This window comes from Ralstonia pickettii (assembly GCF_016466415.2).
In the GTDB taxonomy this organism is placed as follows: Bacteria; Pseudomonadota; Gammaproteobacteria; order Burkholderiales; family Burkholderiaceae; genus Ralstonia; species Ralstonia pickettii.
Window position 1 is genome coordinate 2897634 of record NZ_CP066771.1, and the last position, 18784, is coordinate 2916417.

At 65.1% G+C, this 18784-nt stretch carries 7 protein-coding genes; all 7 read right to left on the bottom strand.

Annotated features, from left to right (window positions below; translation table 11 throughout):
• Position 1: 1 nt before the first annotated feature.
• On the bottom strand, positions 2-793 hold the full coding sequence (locus RP6297_RS13750) for a YfaP family protein (RefSeq protein ID WP_009277652.1): 792 nt from the start codon (positions 791-793) through the stop codon (positions 2-4).
• Between the two features lie 8 nt (positions 794-801).
• Positions 802-2532, bottom strand: coding sequence for a DUF2300 domain-containing protein (locus RP6297_RS13755; RefSeq protein WP_009241882.1), 1731 nt, complete (start codon positions 2530-2532; stop codon positions 802-804).
• Positions 2533-2539: 7 nt separating this feature from the next.
• Entirely contained in the window at positions 2540-7324 is a 4785-nt protein-coding gene (locus RP6297_RS13760; protein WP_009241881.1) for an alpha-2-macroglobulin family protein, read from the bottom strand.
• An 8-nt stretch (positions 7325-7332) separates the two neighbouring features.
• Positions 7333-8037, bottom strand: coding sequence for a DUF1175 domain-containing protein (locus RP6297_RS13765; RefSeq protein ID WP_009241880.1), 705 nt, complete (start codon positions 8035-8037; stop codon positions 7333-7335).
• Positions 8034-9884 (bottom strand): DUF2138 domain-containing protein, encoded by a 1851-nt coding sequence (locus tag RP6297_RS13770; protein WP_009241879.1) that lies wholly within the window; start codon positions 9882-9884, stop codon positions 8034-8036. The genes RP6297_RS13765 and RP6297_RS13770 overlap by 4 nt, the downstream gene beginning before the upstream one ends.
• A gap of 258 nt (positions 9885-10142) precedes the next feature.
• Positions 10143-14372 (bottom strand): DNA-directed RNA polymerase subunit beta', encoded by a 4230-nt coding sequence (gene rpoC, locus RP6297_RS13775; RefSeq protein ID WP_009241878.1) that lies wholly within the window; start codon positions 14370-14372, stop codon positions 10143-10145.
• Positions 14373-14499: 127 nt separating this feature from the next.
• The gene (gene rpoB, locus RP6297_RS13780; protein ID WP_009241877.1) at positions 14500-18606 is read right to left on the bottom strand and encodes a DNA-directed RNA polymerase subunit beta; all 4107 of its coding nucleotides are present in this window, start codon (positions 18604-18606) and stop codon (positions 14500-14502) included.
• Positions 18607-18784: the final 178 nt, after the last annotated feature.

An 18784-nucleotide genomic window follows, 5' to 3' on the forward strand; every position in this document is an offset into this window, starting at 1 on the left:
GTCAGAAGCGGATCGATTTCATCAGCGCCAGCTCGCCGATCTTGCGCAGCGGCACACTGACGAACTCGCGCCGCTCGTTGGGCGTGTTCTCGTTATAGATCAGCGTCAATTGTGCGGTGATGAGATCCCGGTCGTGTGCCTTTTCGTCGAAGTTGTAGCCGCCGGCGTTGAAGTTGCCCCAATAGTTCACGTAGAACAGCCACACGCCCGGGCGTGGCGCGGCGGTCGAGAAAATCTCCGGCCCGGCACCGTCGACGCTGTCCACGTCGAGGCCGCCGCCGTCGGACAGCAGCGGCTGCGCCCAGAACGCGTGGTCGCCAATCGGCGAAATGACGTGCATGTCGACCTCGGCGCGCGGGTCGTCCCACGTGAGGACGGCGCGCAGCTTGGCCGATGTCTTGGTGGTGTCGGCCTCGTAGAACTGCAGGCGTTGGCGTGACTGGCCGTCGGCGCTGACGATTTCGACGCTGTTCGAGCCGGGGCCGAACGCCCAGGGGCGCGCAAAACGGCCTTCGCCATCGCCATACAGCGGCATGGCGTTGCCGTTGACGACGAGCACCGGCGGGCGGCGCTGCTTGCCGGCCGCGCGGATGCGCCCGGCGATGAGCGTGCGGTACTTTTGCGCGCCACGGTCCACGGGGGGTTTCGGATACGCCGCGGTGTACTGTTCCAGCTCGTTGGTCAGCTTGCTGTTGCGCCAGCCGCCGATCGGCCCTTCCAGATCGGCCACCGGCTCAGCCAGCGCCGAAGGGGCCAGCAGCAGCGCGACGGTGCCCAGCGCCAAGCGCGTCATCCCACTCTTCACAGCAAACCCTCCCCTCGGATCAGGCGACGCGCCATCGCCTCGACAAACTGTTCGTCCTGCCCGCGCGGGTGGCGCGCAAAGGCGAGGTGCAGATACTCGTGCGTCAGCGCGATGCGGTCTTCCTCGGTCGCAAGGCGGTGCACGTACAGCCGGTTGCGGCGCGCATCGGCGTACGGCCGGCCCTCGTGCACGACGCACACGGCGGGCAGCGGCGGCGTCTCATAGCCCGCCTCTGCGCGAAGACGCGCGGACCAACCGGGCGCACGCGCCTGCAGCCACTGCTGTGCCCCTGCCACGGGTGAACAATCCCCCGCCACCGGGCTCTGAAACGACGTGAGCGTCGCCTGCGGCCACCACTGCGCGAGGATGGCGTCGAACCCCTGGCCGCGCTGAGCAGCGGCGCGCGCCGCGGTCCAGCTCATCTGGCCGCGCGCGCTGATGGTGCCGTGGTATTGCACGGACTGGCCCGCCAATACCAGCGTGTCGGTAAATTGGGCTGCGTTGCGTGCGGCGGCCATCGGCGGGCGCGGCAGCACACGCTGGGTGCGCGAGCTGTCGGCGATTCGGTAGCAGCCCCTGTCGCGCGAGGCGTGCTGCACGAGGTAGCTGCGCGCCGCCACGGCCAACGCACGCGCTGCCTGGGGCTCGGCGAGTTCGCCTTCGCGCTCAACCACGCGCGCCACGTAATCGTTCATGCCCAGGCGGCCGGTAATGACCTGCACGTTGTTCTGGCGCGCGAGCGTCAGCTCCCCCTTGCTCTCGATGGGCAGCGTGTTGCCGTTGACGAAGCGCACGGCGTAGCGGCCTTCCAAGCGACCGGAGGCGACCGGCTTGCCGCTGGCGTCGCGCACTTCGCGAATCGGGTAACGCGCGAAGAAATCCACCACGACACAGGCATCGTCGTCGGGCACGGGCGTCTGCTCGATCAACGATGTGAGACGCGGTGCGGCGGCGGCCAGCACCTGATTGCTCGATCCGGCACCACTTAGCCAGACAGGCGTGCCGTCGGCCAGCCAGCCCGCGGCGCCGCCGATCGACGCGCCGGGCCGCTGCGGGTCGGGCATCGTCCACGTCTTGGCGCGCAGCAGCCCGCCGAAGTCCGACACCGTGCCCTCGCCACGCCCGACGGTCAGCACGGAGACGAGCGTTTGCGCGGCCGCTTCGCGACCATCGGCCGGAACGCTGCGCAGCGCGGTGAGCAGATCGGCGACCGGCACGCGATGCGTCGGCTGCATGGCACGCAGCTCGCGCAGCCATGTGGGCGCCCCGGCTTGCTGCCAGAAGCGCCTCCAATCCGTGCGGTCCAGCCCGAGGCGCGCCGGTTCGAAATAGCGTCCGCACGACTGGATGAGCGCGCGCTCGCGGTCGATGCTGTTGCCGGCGGTGCAGCAGTAGACCTCATCGGCGTCGTTGCCGTGACACGTGTAGTCGGGCGTGCTGATGCGGCGCGAGACGAGATAGCTGTAGACGAAGAGTTTCCAGACGCTGCCGAGCGGTGTTTCGGTGTCGCGCGGCAACGCGGTGGCTTGCGGCACGCCGCCGGCAGGGTCAGCGCTGAATTGCCAGAGCTTGGCTTCGTCGCCATGCAAAGCGGCATATCGCAGCTGCGAAAGCGACTGGACAACCGGCGCGGCGAGGGCGTGCCCAGCCTGCCCGGCAGGCGCGAGTGCGCCGCCGGCCCAGAGCAGACCGGTCAGCACACCACGCGCGAGCAGGCGGGAAGGCATCGCCAGATCACTCCACCTTGAACGGATAGCTGGCGGTCTTGCCGTCGCCTTGGAACGCTTTGGCTTCCGGCTGGTACATGCGGAAATAGCGCACCGGCGGCAGCGCAAAGCGGCCCGGCAGCGAGAAGCGCACAAGCTGGCGCAGCACGGTCGGGCGTTCCAGCGCGGGCACCGGCTGGTTGTACGAGAGCTGGCCCATTTCATACGCGGCTTTGCGCTCGAACGCCTGCGCGCCATTGCCTTCGTTCGGCTCACCCTTCAGGCCGTCGATCTGGATGCCCCACGTGGTGGCCTCCACTTCGGCCCCAGGCGGCAGCGGCACTTCGACCAGGCCGTAGCGGTACGTGCCCTGGCGCGGCGTCAGCACGACCTCGTCGACGTAGAGCGCATTGCTGTCGAGTGTGTCGCCCGGCTTGACCGGCTTGGCGGTAAAGGCGATGCCACTGCTGCTGGCGCCGGCCGCCGCCTGCTTGGGCGCCTTTGGATCGGCCTTGGCGGGCGCGCTGTCGGTCGGCTCAAGACGGTACAGCTTGCGCTCCACCGTGATCGGCAGCTTGGAGGCCTCGGCCGCGCGGCTGCGGTACGACACGATGGCCGATTGCGTGGTCACGTCGGTTGGCGCCGCCGTCAGGTCCAGCGCGGCGGGGGCTTGTGCGCCGGTCCAGCGCCACGTCGGCACACCCACCGGCGAGCGCGTCGCCTGCCAACCGCCCGCCGAGACGGCCGGCTGGATGGCGGCCACGCTGGCGCCTTGCAGCCCACCCAGACCCTTCTGCAGCCAGACCAGCGCGACAGCGCGATCCATCGTCGGCAGGGCCGCGCTGGCGCGGGCCAGCAGCGGGGCCGGATCGGCAGCCGAGCGCCCGCCGCCCATCAGCAACAGGCTCTGCACCAGCGGCGAGGTGTTGGCAGCCAGCGCATTGCGTGCAGCAATCTCGGCAGAGACCAGCGCTTCCGGCACCGGCTGACCGATCTGGCGCATCAGCTGTGCCGTCAGCACCGTCGCGACCTGGCGCCCGCGCGGCGAATCCGGCGCCACGAAGATCAGGCTGTCACCCGCTGCGGGGTCGGCATCAGCCGTGGCCTTGGCTGCCTTGCCGCCACTGGGCGCAAGCTCGTTCGCCACGCCCGAGAGCGGCGTCGCCACCGGCAGGCCCATCTCATTGGCGAACCACAGGGCCAGCGCGCGATGCAGCAGCGGCTCGTTCTGGCTGGTGCGCTTGTAGGCTTCGAGCACCTGCTTCCAGTTGTCTGCCGGCAGGCTGATGCCGACCGAGCGGCTGGCAAGCCAATCCGCGTAATACGCATACGACGTGATGAGCGCGCTGCTGGTGGTCAGCTCGCCCCACCAGCCGAAGGTGCCGTTGGTGCCCGCCAGCAGTGCGAGACGCTGACGTTGCGTGCGCAGCAGCGCGTCGACGCCTTGCGTGCCGGCCGCACCGCCATAGCCCAAGCGCGTCCCGGTGGCTGCCAGGCTCTGCTGGGCGAGTGCGAGTGGGATCAGGCGGCTGGCCGTCTGCTCGGCGCAACCGTACGGATACTCGATCAGGTCATCCGCCACGCGGGCGAACTGGCTGGCGGTGTTGCCGACCACACGCAGGCGCACGTCGCGCGCATCAGCCGGCAGGCCAAGCGGCAGGCGCGTGCCCTGCAGCTGCGTGAGCGGGACGACGTTTTCACGGTCGGCCAGCCAGCCCGTTGCATCCAGCTTGAGCGTGGTCTGCAGACGGTCCGAAACCTTGTCGTCCTGCTTCAGCTCGGCGTTCACGACACCCGCCTGCAGCGCCGTAATGGGCGCGCGCAGGTAGTTGGCGCCGCGCTTGAGCGTCACGCGCTGGTTGATATTGAGGCCGGCGCCCGAGACGATCCAGTCGGCGGTGATGTCCTTGTCGGTTTGGTTGAAGGCGACCATGTCCAGGCGCGGCTGGTCGGTCTCGCGGAAGCGTTGCGGGCCCGTCCATTTCAGGTACAGCGGCTTGTCAGAGCGAATGCTCGCCGTGCGCTGGCCAACGACGCCGTCCGATGCGCCGGTGGTGGACACCGCACGCACCGTGATCCGCCAGCGCGCCAGCGAATCCGGCATCTTGAACGTCATGCGGGCGCGGCCGTCAGCGCCGGTCTGCAGGTTGGCGACCCAAGCGGCGGTGTCCTGCTCGTCGCGGCGGGGCCGCTCCAACACCTTCACGCCGCGCTCGTTGTGGCGGCCATACGTTCCACCCGGTTTGCCCGGCAGCGAAGCGAGCGCCAGATCGTAGCTGATGAAACTCTGGCTCGACGTAGTGCGCACGCTGTTGCGGCGTGGGTGATAGAAGAAATCGACGATGCTGGGCGCCACCTCTGGCTGCAGCACGTAAATCATTTCGTCGACCACCGACACGGTCAGGTTGGCCGGCACGGGCTTGCCCGCCAGCGCGCTGGTCAGGTCCAGCGTCACGGTCTCACCCGGGGCGTAGACGGCCTTGTCCGCATGCACGCCCAGGTCCAGCGTCGGTTGCGTGACGACGATGCCGGCGTTCTGGAACACCATGTCGCCGTCGCGCACGTACAGCACCGAGAACGTCATGTTGGGCGCGAACTCCGCGCCGATCTTGATGCGCGCGCGGTATTGCGACGGCGTGACCTTCGTCAGGCTGAGCCATTCGCCGCCGCGCGTGAGCAGCGCGTGGTGCTCGACCTTGTCACGCTCGAGCGTGAGTAGCGCATCGTCGACCGGCAGCGGGAAGGTGATCAGCGCTTCGGCCGTGTCGCCAATCTGGTAGCGATCGCGGTCGAACACCATTTCGATGTTGCCCGGCACAGTCTGCACGCCATCGCCGGCCACCCAGTGGCTGGATGCGGCAAGCAGGTTACCGGCCGCATCGCGCACCGACAGCGTGTACGAACCCGGCTGGTCAAACTTGACCGGGAACGTGGCGTTGCCCTTCGCATCCGGCGCCAGCGTGCCTTCGGTGCGCGTGCGCGTTTCCAGGCGCACCAGATCCCACTTGGCGGGCGGCGCGCTGGCACCGCTTGCTCCACCGACAACCGGCATCGGCGTGAGCGTGAACGAGACGCTCTGCCCCGGCGTGGTGAAGTTCGACGTGGTCGACAGCTTGTACGGCGTTGCGCCACGTGCGATGAGCAATTCACGCGTGACCTTCACGCGGTACGCCGCGCCATCGTTGGCAAACACGGTCACGACGTAGCGGCTCGGTTCCTTGGCGGCGGGCAGTTCCAGCTTGGCGTTGCCGTCCCCATCGGTGGTCAGTTCCTGCTGCTCCAGCTTGACGGGGAACAGGCCCGCGTAGCGCAGCTCGCCCTCCACCATCGTCACCTGCTGCGCGCGCAGGCTGACCGACACCTTGCCGTTCTTGACGGGCTTGCCATCCGGATAGCGCAGGCTGATCTTGCCCTTGACCGCTTCGCCCGTGCCGTAGCTCGCCTTGTCGAGCGACAGGTTCACGTCAAAGTGTGGCTTGATGTATTCGGCCACGCGGAAGGCGCCGCCGTACGTGCCGCCGTTGTAGTCGAAGCGCAGCGAGTAGCCACCGGCCGGTGCGTTGGATGGCAGCGTAAAGCGCGCGTCGGCGCCCGTCTCGCCCGCCAGCCGCGTGGTGGAAGTGGCCACCGGCGCACCATTCGGGTCAAGCACTTGCAGCTTGATGTCGCCGGCCGCCGGCACGGTCGACTCGGTCGCGTTCTTGAAGTTGCGGCCGATGAACTTGACGCTGACTTCGTCGCCCGGGCGATACAGCGGGCGATCGGTGAAGGCGTACAGCTTGGTGTTGTAGATCTCGCTGTCGTAATAGAAATTCTCGGAGATGAACACGCCGCCCGCGCGGTCGCTGCCGATCACGTAGCTGCGTTCGGGCGACACGTGGCGCAGGTCGGCCGTGCCGTCAGCTTCGGTGGTGCCTGATGCCAGCACGCCTACGCCGTCGGTCCAGCTGACCGATGCGCCGGCGACGGGCTTGCCGCTCTTGCGCTCGGCCGTCCACACCATCATCCCTTGCGACGTACCCTTGGTGACAGCCACGGTGTCCGACACGAATAGCAGCGTGTGCGCACGGTACGCCCCAATCACGGCTTCAACGATGTACAGACCCGCCTGCAGCTTGCCGACCGGGATCATCACGTTGCCGGCGTTCTGCGGCATCCATTCGCTGCTGCTGCCCTCGAGCTTCACGTCCTTGGGTGGTGCGATGGGCTTGGCATCCCAGATCGGGTAGCGGAAGCGGCCCAGCAGTTCGTAGCCCTTGAGCGGCGCGTACTGCGGGTTGTTCGAGAAGCGCGTGGGCGCGGTCATCTGATCGCCCATGCTGAACTGCGGCGCGGTCTCCACGGCCTTGCTGCGCGTGGCGAACGACAGCACGCGCTGCCAGGCGCGGCGGGCCTGGCGCGTCCAGTTGTCCCACAGATAGGCCAGCGTATTGGCCAGGCCTTCGCCCGTGTAGTTGGCCTTGACGTCAATGCGGTGCAGGTTCTTCTGCGCCTTCAGAAATTCCAGCGGCTGCGGCACGCGGTAGACGAGGATGTCGGCGCCGCCGTAGCGGGACAGTTCGTCCTTGTACTCGCGGCCCGGGGCTTCGAGGCGGACCAGCGCTTCCTGATCGGTGCCGTAGCTCGCATCCGAGAGCAGGAAGAACGGCTGTCCCTTGATGGGCTCGTAGCCGCTGCCCGGCACGTCGAACAGCGTGGGGTTCGGCGCTACCGGCGCGTCGGCCGCGTGCGCTGTCGGCACCGAAGCGACCAACGCCAGCACCGTCACGCAGACGGCGCCAACGAGATTGAACGACAGCCAACGGTTGCGCATGAGGTTTTCTACCGTGTCAAAAAGGCCAGACGAAACACGCCGATGAAGTTGGGGTTGCCGCTCTGCGGCTGCCAGCGCGAGTCTTTCCATTGCATCAGTTCAGAAACCGGGACCGCGCGCAGGCCGTTGTCGGTGCGGGTGACGGTGCCGGTGTGGTAAGCGATGTAGCGATCCATCCAGATCATCAGATGCTGGTCGTCGCCTTGATCGAAGAAGAGCAGATCGCCCGGGAGCGCCTGGTTGACGTCCTTGGCGATGAAGCGGCTGTTCTGCTGGATGAGCCCCAGCGCCGAGACATAGGCGCCGGTGCTGCCATCGAAGCGTGCCCACCGCTGCGTGAGCGTGCGCTGGGCAGGCGTGAGGTTCAGCTCGGGCGGCAGTTGCCGGGCGGAATCTGCATCGCGCATGCCATTGGCGCGCAGCCAGCGGGCGTCGTGGGGGCGCAGCGCCTCGCCGGCGGCAAAGCGCACCAGGCCGGCGCAGTCGCGATGCGTCCAGCGCGGCGTCGGGCCTTGTCGGAGCTGCTCGTTGACGATGCGAACGAACCACGCGCGAAACACGCTGGATTGATCCGCCGTAAGGGCATCGGCATCGGCGGGCGCCGTATCGGCCCAGCCCGACAGCGCATGTACAGACGGAGCGAGCAGGCAGGCGCCCGCCGCCGTCAACCAACGGCGGCGGTTCAACGCGGCGGCCTGGGCGCGCAGCGTCATTGCGAGCTGGTGTTGTCTTGGGAAGCGGGCGCCACCGCCGTGGCCGGCACATCCGCCGACGGCCCCGGCGATACCGCTGAGTCCACCGCCGCGGGCGTGCCATCTCCGCCGGCAGGCAGGCCGCGTCCGCTCGACAGCCACGTCACCGGCACCCAACCGCGCGCCGGCGGCACACCGCCATCCAGCGCCAGCGATACGGGCGCGTACCGCGACAACGCCTTGAGCTTCGGAAACAGATGCGTCTGCGCCGCGTTGAGGAACACCGCTTCCTGATCGGCGGGCAGGGCGGCTCCGGCTTCGCGGCGAACGAGCGGCGCGAGCGATGCGGGCGTCATCGTCAGGACGATGCGATCGGTCTTGTCCTTCGGCAGGCTATCTGCCACGGCGGGGAAGCGCTTCGCGAGCACCGCCAGGGCGTCTTCGACGAGACGCGCGTCGGGCGAGAACACGACCACATCGCCCGCAATCGCGAGCGTGACTGGGAAGTAGCGATCGGCCGACAGCTGCGCCGCAAACGGTGCGGCGGCCGATTGGGCCGTACCGTAGCGCGCGCTGACCGGGCGCTGCCACAGCGTGGCGTTGGCAGGGCCCTGCTTTGTCGTCACCGGCAGGCGCTTGTACGGACCGGACTTGTCGTCGGCCTGCGCCTTGGCTTCGTACGAACCGACGATCTTGCCGAATAGCGCGCCGAGCGCCGGCTTAACGGCTTCTGCCTGCGACACCGACGACAGCTTCGCCACGAACAACGGCGCCACCAGCGACGACTTGCCGTACCAGCACACTGCAGCCGGGCCCGCGAATGCCTCACCGACATGCGCGGCGGCTTCGCTGACCTCCTTGGCATCGCCAGCCACGGACTTCAGCAGCGAGCCAGCGGCCTTCCAGTCGACCGGCAGCGTCGCGCACGCGGCAGGATCAGACGGCAGCGCCCGCCACAGGCCGGCGTTATCCCACTTGGCCGAAAGCCGGGCCGGGTCGATGAGCGCGGCGCTCTGCCAGCCGTTGCCCGCGCCGTCCTTGCCCGAACCGAAGTCGAAACGCAGCGCTTCAATGCCGGGGAAGTACTGCTGATAACCGAACGACAGATAGTTGGCGCTCACCACAACGTGATGGCCCGTCGGTTCCTGCGCGGGCAGCGCGTACGCCGTGCCTTGCACATTGCGCTTGCCAGCGTCGTCGGAGAACAGCGCCGCCAGCGCGTTCGCCTGCTTGGAGATCGGCTTGCCGTCCTTGTCCAGCAGCATGCCGGGCTCGGACAGCGCGATCAGCCGGTCGCCCTTGCTGGCAATCAGGATCGAACGCGTGGCTGAAAGCCTGAGCGCATAGACCGGCGCGCCGGAATCGCCGAGCCCATCGGCGACCTTGGTGAGCTGCGTGTCGCTGGTGGCAACAGTGGCGACGGCTTCCAGCGCCTTGGCGAGGCCGTTGCGCTGCATCGAGAGCACCCAGTAGCGCAGCTTGTCGTCGGGGCCGCGCCACAGCATCACGCGGGCGGGTTCGTCAAACACGTGCTTGAGCACCGTCTCGGCCAGGTCGAGCTTCTGCTCGTACGCCAGGCGGCGCAGCGCACCGGCCACCGAGAGGCGGTCTTCGTTGCCTTCGTAATAGGCCACGAAATCTTCGGTGAGCACGTCGCGCAGCAACGGCACACGCAGCACGTCGCGCGGCAGTTGCGACAGGCTCTGGCTGTCGATGAGGGCGTCGGGATAGGTCAGGTCGAGCTGGACTTGGCGGGCGTGCAGCGCGCGCGAGCGGCCAAACGGGTGCCAGACAATCTGCACCACCGCCGCGCCGGCAACGACCAGGGCGACCGCACCAGCGGCGATCTGCTTGCGTGTGAGCTTCATGGAGGAATCGTCGGCAAGACTGGAGGGGCCGGCGACTTGCTGGAATCTGCTCCGCTGGAGGGCGCGCAGATTGTAAAAAGTGCCGGTCTATAGCCGGGAAATCATAGCGGTTGGCATGTTAAGGCGGGTTAACGTCTCAAGAAAATACGAACCCGACAGCACCAGTGTTGTTTGGTGTCTGCACACGGTGCCTTGGCGAAAAGCGGACAAAAAAAGCCCGGCACATGGCCGGGCTTTGATGGTGTTGCTGGCGTTCGCTTACGCGTCGCCTTCTTGCTGAACGGCGGGCGTTTCGAAGATCGAAGCGGCTTCTTCTTCGGCAATCGCTGCAGCGCGGTCGCGGTCGGCCACTTCCTTCGCCTTGCGGGCGCGGTGGTAGGCCAAGCCGGTACCGGCCGGGATCAGACGGCCCACGATGACGTTTTCCTTCAGACCACGCAGGTCGTCGACCTTGCCCATGATGGCGGCTTCGGTCAGCACGCGCGTGGTTTCCTGGAACGACGCCGCCGAGATGAAGCTGTCGGTCGACAACGATGCCTTCGTAATACCCAGCAGCAGGTTCTCGTAGGTCGCCGGACGCTTGCCCAGCGCGATCACCTTGTCGTTCTCGTCGAGCAGGTCCGAACGCTCCACCTGTTCACCCGGGATAAAGCGGGTGTCGCCGGTATCGACGATCTGCACGCGGCGCAGCATCTGACGAACAATCACTTCGATGTGCTTGTCGTTGATCTTCACACCTTGCAGACGGTACACGTCCTGCACTTCGTCGACGATGTAGGTCGCCAGCTCTTCCACGCCCTTCAGACGCAGGATGTCGTGCGGGTCGGCCGGGCCTTCGACGATCATCTCGCCCTTGTTGACCACCTGGCCGTCGTGCACCAGCACCTGCTTTTCCTTGGCGATCAGGAACTCGTGGGCGTTGCCGTCGAGATCCGTAATCACCAGGCGCTGCTTGCCCTTGGTGTCCTTACCGAACGAAACCGTACCGGTGACTTCCGCCAGCACGGCGGCGTCCTTCGGCGAACGCGCTTCGAACAGCTCGGCCACACGCGGCAGACCACCGGTAATGTCACGCGTCTTCTGCGATTCGGTCGGGATACGTGCGAGCACTTCACCCACGTGCACTTGCTGACCGTCCTTCACGGTGATCAGCGCGCCCACCTGGAAGCCGATGGTCACGGAGTGGTCCGTGCCCGGGATCTTCACTTCCGCGCCCGACGAGTCGAGCAGCTTCACCTGCGGACGGATGCCCTTCGTGGCAGCGGTACGACGCTTCGCATCGATCACCACCAGCGTCGACAGACCGGTCACTTCGTCCATCTGCTTGGCGACGGTCACGCCTTCTTCGACGTTCTCGAACTTGATGGTGCCCGAGTACTCCGAAATGATCGGACGCGTCAGCGGATCCCACGTGGCGAGCTGCGTGCCGGCCTTGATGGACTGACCATCCTTGACCAGCAGCGTCGCGCCGTACGTGATCTTGTGGCGCTCACGCTCACGGCCGTGGTCGTCGGTGATCAGCGCTTCGCCCGAACGCGAGATGACGATCTGCTCGCCCTTCGCGTTGGTGACGTAACGCATGGTCGCCGTGAAACGCACGGTACCGGTTGCCTTCGCTTCCACGCTCGATGCCACTGCCGCACGCGATGCCGCACCACCGATGTGGAACGTACGCATCGTCAGCTGCGTGCCCGGCTCACCGATCGACTGCGCAGCGATCACACCCACTGCTTCGCCGGAGTTGACCAGCACACCGCGGCCGAGGTCGCGACCGTAGCACTTGGCGCACAGGCCGTAACGCGTGTCGCAGGACAGCGGCGTGCGGACCTTCACCTCGTCCACGCCGAGCGCGTCGATCAGGTCCACCATGTCTTCGTCGAGCAGCGTGCCAGCCTCGATCGCGGTTTCCTGCGTTTCGGGGTTCACCACGTCGTTGACGACCACGCGGCCGAGGATACGGTCGCGCAGGGCTTCGATCACTTCACCGCCTTCGACCAGGGCCTTCATGGCCACGCCGTTGGAGGTGCCGCAATCGTCTTCCACCACCACCAGATCCTGCGTCACGTCGACCAGACGACGGGTCAGGTAACCCGAGTTCGCGGTCTTCAGTGCCGTATCCGCCAGACCCTTACGTGCACCGTGGGTCGAGATGAAGTACTGCAGAACGTTCAGGCCTTCGCGGAAGTTTGCGGTAATCGGCGTCTCGATAATCGAGCCGTCCGGCTTGGCCATCAGGCCACGCATACCTGCCAGCTGGCGGATCTGCGCCGCGGAACCCCGTGCGCCCGAGTCGGCCATCATGTAGATGGAGTTGAACGACTCTTGCTTGACGGTGTTGCCGTTGCGGTCGACCACGTCTTCGGTCTGGAGCTGCTCCATCATCGCCTTGCCCACCTGGTCACCAGCGGCGCCCCAGATGTCCACGACGTTGTTGTAACGCTCCTGGTCCGTCACCAGACCCGACATGTACTGCTTGTCGTATTCCTTCACCTTGGCGGCTGCCTCAGAGATGATCTTCTCCTTGGCCGGCGGCACCAGCATGTCGTCGATGGCGATCGAGATACCGGCGCGCGTTGCCAGGCGGAAGCCCGACTGCAGCAGCTTGTCAGCGAAGATCACGGTTTCGCGCAGACCGCACTTGCGGAATGCCGTGTTGATCAGGCGCGAAATTTCCTTCTTCTTCAGCGGCTTGTTCAGCACCGAGAACGGCAGACCCTTCGGCAGGATCTCCGACAGGATCGCGCGGCCGACCGTGGTCGATTGCAGCGTGATCTTCGGTGCAAAACGGGCGTCGCCGTCGGCTTCCGGGTTCACCAGCTCATACTCGGTGATCCGCACGTTCACACGCGAAGCCAGTTCGACTTCCTTGTTCTCGTAGGCGCGGATCACTTCCGAGATGTCAGCGAAGGTCATGCCCTCGCCCTTGCCGTTGATCTTGTCGCGGGTCGTGTAGTACAGACCCAGCACCACGTCTTGCGACGGAACGATCGACGGATCGCCGTTGGCCGGGAACAGCACGTTGTTCGACGCCAGCATCAGCGTGCGCGCTTCCATCTGCGCTTCGAGCGACAGCGGAACGTGAACAGCCATCTGGTCGCCGTCGAAGTCGGCGTTGAACGCCGCGCAGACCAGCGGATGCAGCTGGATGGCCTTGCCTTCGATCAGCACCGGCTCGAACGCCTGGATACCCAAACGGTGCAGCGTCGGCGCACGGTTCAGCATCACCGGGTGTTCGCGGATCACCTCTTCGAGGATGTCCCACACCACCGGCGTCTGGCTTTCCACTTCCTTCTTCGCCGCCTTGATCGTGGTGGCGATGCCCATCGTTTCCAGCTTGTGGAAGATGAACGGCTTGAAGAGCTCGAGCGCCATCAGCTTGGGCAGGCCGCACTGATGCAGCTTCAGCGTCGGGCCCACCACGATGACCGAACGGCCCGAGTAGTCCACGCGCTTGCCCAGCAGGTTCTGACGGAAACGGCCGCCCTTACCCTTGATCATTTCAGCCAGCGACTTCAGCGGACGCTTGTTGGCGCCGGTCATCGCCTTGCCGCGACGGCCGTTGTCCAGCAGCGAATCCACGGCTTCCTGCAGCATGCGCTTTTCGTTGCGCACGATAATCTCCGGCGCCTTCAACTCGAGCAGACGCTTCAGACGGTTGTTCCGGTTGATCACGCGGCGATACAGATCGTTCAGGTCCGACGTGGCGAAACGGCCGCCGTCCAGCGGCACCAGCGGACGCAGCTCGGGCGGCAGCACCGGCAGCACTTCCAGGATCATCCAGTCCGGCTTGATGCCCGAACGCTGGAATGCCTCGAGCACCTTCAGGCGCTTGGCGAACTTCTTGATCTTGGCTTCCGAACCCGTGGCCTGCAGCTCGGCGCGGATCGTCTCGATCTGCTTCTCGATGTCGATACCGCGCAGCAGCTCGCGAATGCCTTCGGCGCCCATCATGGCGACGAATTCACCCTCGCCGTACTCGTCGCACTTGGCCAGGTAGTCGTCTTCCGACATGATCTGGCTCTTCTTGAGCGCGGTCATGCCCGGCTCAACCACGACGAATGCTTCGAAGTACAGCACGCGCTCGATGTCGCGCAGCGTCATGTCGAGCACCATGCCCAGACGCGACGGCAGCGACTTCAGGAACCAGATGTGCGCGGTCGGCGCAGCCAGTTCAATGTGGCCCATGCGCTCACGGCGCACCTTGGCCAGCGTCACTTCAACGCCGCACTTCTCGCAGATCACGCCACGGTGCTTCAGGCGCTTGTACTTGCCGCACAGGCACTCGTAGTCCTTGATCGGGCCGAAGATCTTGGCGCAGAACAGACCGTCACGCTCTGGCTTGAACGTACGGTAGTTGATGGTCTCGGGCTTCTTGACTTCGCCGAACGACCACGAACGGATTTTCTCAGGCGACGCGAGGCCGATCTTGATCGCGTCAAACTGCTCTTCTTGCTGTACCTGACGGAATAGGTCGAGCAATGCTTTCATTCCAAACTCCTTGAGTTTGAGGCTGGTGCCCTGGTGTGACCCAAAGGCGCCGGCCCTAAATCTTCGTCAATGGCTGCTGTTACCAGGGCATGGCGATGTTGCTGCCACGCCCTCACCGCATCGGCGCTTAGTTGCGCTCGAGGTCGATGTCGATACCCAGCGAGCGGATTTCCTTCACCAGCACGTTGAACGATTCCGGCATGCCGGCATCGATCGAGTGCTCGCCCTTGACGATGTTCTCGTACACCTTGGTCCGGCCGTTCACGTCATCCGACTTCACGGTCAGCATTTCCTGCAGCACGTAGGATGCGCCGTACGCTTCGAGTGCCCACACTTCCATTTCACCGAAACGCTGGCCACCGAACTGGGCCTTACCGCCCAGCGGCTGCTGCGTCACCAGCGAGTACGGACCGGTCGAACGCGCGTGCATCTTGTCGTCGACCAAGTGGTGCAGCTTGAGCATGTGCATCACGCCCAGCGTGACCGGACGCTCGAAGGCTTCACCGGTGCGACCGTCGAACAGCGTGACCTGCTGCTTGGAAGCGGTCAGGCCCTTCTCCTTCGCGATGTCTTCCGGATAGGCGAGGTCCAGCATGCGGCGGATTTCGTCCTCATGCGCACCATCGAACACCGGCGTCGCGAACGGCACGCCCTTCTTCAGGTTCTCGGCCAGCTCGAGGATTTCCGCGTCGGACAGGCTGTCCAGATCTTCAACCTTGCCGCTCTCGTTGTAAATCTGACCCAGCAGCTTGCGGATTTCGGCAGCCTTGGCTTGCGCCTTGAGCATGTTGCCGATGCGCTCGCCCAGACCGCGTGCGGCCCAACCCAGGTGGGTTTCGAGAATCTGACCCACGTTCATCCGCGAAGGCACGCCCAGCGGGTTCAGCACGATGTCAGCAGGTGTGCCGTCGGCCATGTAGGGCATGTCTTCGATCGGGGTGATCTTCGACACAACACCCTTGTTACCGTGACGGCCGGCCATCTTGTCACCAGGCTGCAGGCGACGCTTCACGGCCAGATACACCTTCACCATCTTGATCACGCCCGGCGGCAGTTCGTCGCCTTGCGTGAGCTTCTTGCGCTTCTCTTCGAACGCGAGGTCGAAGTCGTGGCGCTTCTGTTCGATGGCGACCTTCACGGCTTCCAGTTGCAGCGCGACTTCGTCTTCCGCCGGGCGGATGTCGAACCAGTGCCACTTGTCCAGATCGGCCAGGTATTCCTTGGTGAGCGCGGTGCCCTTGGCCAGCTTCTTCGGGCCGCCGTTGGCAACCTTGCCCACCAGCAGACGCTCCAGACGCTGGAAGGCATCGCCTTCCACGATACGCAGCTGGTCGTTCAGGTCCAGGCGGTAGCGCTTCAGTTCTTCGTCGATGATCGACTGGGCGCGCTTGTCACGCACCACGCCTTCACGCGTGAAGACCTGCACGTCGATCACGGTACCGCTCATGCCCGAAGGCACGCGCAGCGAAGTGTCCTTCACGTCGGACGCCTTCTCACCGAAGATCGCACGCAGCAGCTTCTCTTCCGGCGTCAGCTGGGTCTCGCCCTTGGGCGTGACCTTGCCGACCAGCACGTCGCCGGCTTCCACTTCCGCGCCGATGTACGTGATGCCCGACTCGTCCAGGCGAGCCAGTTGGGCTTCGGCCAGGTTCGAGATGTCGCGCGTGATTTCTTCCGGTCCGAGCTTGGTGTCGCGGGCAACGACCGACAGTTCCTCGATGTGGATCGAGGTGTAGCGGTCTTCAGCCACGACGCGCTCCGAGATCAGGATCGAATCTTCGAAGTTGTAGCCGTTCCAGGGCATGAACGCGACCAGCATGTTCTGGCCGAGCGCCAGCTCGCCCATGTCGGTCGAGGCGCCGTCAGCAATCACGTCGCCGCGGGCAACGATGTCGCCCACCTTGACCATCGGACGCTGGTTGATGTTCGTGTTCTGGTTCGAACGCGTGTACTTGATCAGGTTGTAGATGTCCACGCCGACTTCACCGGCCACGGCTTCGTCGTCATTCACGCGGATCACCACGCGGTTCGCGTCAACATAGTCGACCACGCCGCCACGGGTTGCCTGCACGGCGGTACCCGAGTCCACTGCCACGGTGCGCTCGACGCCCGTACCCACAAGCGGCTTGTCCGCACGCAGGCAAGGCACGGCCTGACGCTGCATGTTCGCGCCCATCAGTGCACGGTTTGCATCATCGTGCTCGAGGAACGGCACCAGCGAAGCTGCAGCCGACACGATCTGCGACGGTGCCACGTCGATGTACTGCACGCGGTCCGGCGTGACCATACGGGTTTCACGCTCGCTGCCTTCGCGCGCGGAAACCAGCTCGTCGATCAGGTTGCCGTCTTTGTCCAGCGTCGCGTTGGCCTGCGCCACCACGTACTTGCCTTCCTCGATGGCCGACAGGTAATCCACCTGGTCGGTCAGCTTGCCGTTTTCAACCTTGCGGTACGGCGTTTCGAGGAAGCCGTAGTCGTTCAGCTGTGCGTACAGCGCCAGCGAGTTGATCAGACCAATGTTCGGACCTTCCGGCGTTTCGATCGGGCACACGCGGCCATAGTGGGTCGGGTGCACGTCACGGACTTCAAAGCCCGCACGCTCGCGCGTCAGACCGCCCGGGCCCAGTGCCGAAATACGACGCTTGTGCGTGACTTCCGACAGCGGGTTGGTCTGGTCCATGAACTGCGACAGCTGCGACGAACCGAAGAACTCGCGAATCGCCGACGAAATCGGCTTCGAGTTGATCAGGTCGTGCGGCATCAGGTTTTCCGTCTCGGCCTGACCCAGACGTTCCTTCACGGCACGCTCAACGCGCGACAGACCGGCGCGGAACTGGTTTTCCGCCAGTTCGCCGACGCAACGCACACGGCGGTTACCGAGGTGGTCGATATCGTCCACTTCGCCCTTGCCGTTACGCAGATTCACCAGCAGCTTGATTGTGTCGAGGATGTCCTCGTCGGTCAGCACCATCGGGCCGGTACCGGTCGAGCGGTTCAGGCGGCTGTTGACCTTCATGCGGCCAACGCGCGACAGGTCGTACGAGTCTTCGCTGTAGAACAGACGTTGGAACAGCGCTTCGACGGCGTCTTCGGTCGGCGGCTCGCCCGGGCGCATCATGCGATAGATCGCGATACGCGCGGCGGTCTGGTCGGCCGTGTCGTCCGTGCGCAGCGTCGCGGACATGTACGGACCTTGATCCAGGTCGTTCGTGTACAGCGTCTGGATTTCCTTCACGCCGGCGTCACGCAGCTTCTCGAGCACGCCTTCGGTCAGTTCGTCGTTGGCGTTGGCCAGGACTTCACCGGTGTCCGGGTCGACGATGTTCTTCGCCAGCACGCGGCCCAGCAGGTAGTCTTCCGGCACGCTGATCAGCTTGGTGCCCGCGGAATCCAGGTCGCGGATGTGCTTGGCGTTGATGCGCTTGTCCTTCTCGACCACGACCTTGCCGTTCTTGTCGGAAATGTCGAAGCGAGCGACTTCACCGCGCAGACGCTCGGGCACGAATTCCATCAGTGCGCCTTCGGTCTTCAGCGTGAAGTTATCGAACACGAAGAAGTGCGCCAGGATCTGTTCCGGCGTCAGGCCAATCGACTTCAGCAGGATCGTCACCGGCATCTTGCGGCGGCGGTCAACGCGGAAGTACAGGATGTCCTTCGGGTCGAATTCGAAATCGAGCCACGAGCCGCGGTACGGAATGATCCGCGCCGAGAACAGCAGCTTGCCCGAGCTGTGCGTCTTGCCCTTGTCGTGCTCGAAGAACACGCCCGGCGAACGATGCAGCTGGGACACGATCACACGTTCCGTCCCGTTGATCACGAACGAACCGGTGGAGGTCATGAGCGGAATTTCGCCCATGTAGACTTCCTGCTCCTTGATCTCCTTGACCTTGGTGGGATTCTCGCGGTCGTTGATGATCAAGCGCACTTTTGCGCGCAGCGCCGAGTGGAAGGTCAGACCACGCTGTTGACATTCCTTGACGTCAAACGGCGGGTTGGACAGGTGGTACGACACGAACTCCATGCGTGCCAGACCATTGTGCGACACGATGGGGAAAATGGCGTTGAACGCCGCTTGCAAACCTTCGCTCTTGCGTTGTGCAACAGGAGTGTTCTCCTGCAAGAACTGGGCATACGATTGAATCTGGGTGGCAAGCAGGAAGGGAACCTGATGAACCGTTGCGCGTTTCGCGAAACTCTTGCGAATACGCTTTTTCTCGGTAAAGCTGTACGCCATGGGATCTCCGAATCATCGCAAGTGCGCGCGACGGACTTAAGGCGATAAGGCACGCCTGACACTTGAGGTGTTCAGCGACTGGTGACGGGATTTGGCGGTTGGCCGCTACCAACCTCTGGCTGACGGTACTGCGCGCGCCGTTCGCACATGAGCCCATGGAGCCCATGCTACGGACGGG

Bases quoted from the DNA above. Each gene is read 5' to 3' on its own strand.
- RP6297_RS13750 (WP_009277652.1), bottom strand. From the start codon at position 793: ATGACGCGCTTGGCGCTGGGCACCGTCGCGCTGCTGCTGGCCCCTTCG.
- RP6297_RS13755 (WP_009241882.1), bottom strand. From the start codon at position 2,532: ATGCCTTCCCGCCTGCTCGCGCGTGGTGTGCTGACCGGTCTGCTCTGG.
- RP6297_RS13760 (WP_009241881.1), bottom strand. From the start codon at position 7,324: ATGCGCAACCGTTGGCTGTCGTTCAATCTCGTTGGCGCCGTCTGCGTG.
- RP6297_RS13765 (WP_009241880.1), bottom strand. From the start codon at position 8,037: ATGACGCTGCGCGCCCAGGCCGCCGCGTTGAACCGCCGCCGTTGGTTG.
- RP6297_RS13770 (WP_009241879.1), bottom strand. From the start codon at position 9,884: ATGAAGCTCACACGCAAGCAGATCGCCGCTGGTGCGGTCGCCCTGGTC.
- rpoC (WP_009241878.1), bottom strand. From the start codon at position 14,372: ATGAAAGCATTGCTCGACCTATTCCGTCAGGTACAGCAAGAAGAGCAG.
- rpoB (WP_009241877.1), bottom strand. From the start codon at position 18,606: ATGGCGTACAGCTTTACCGAGAAAAAGCGTATTCGCAAGAGTTTCGCG.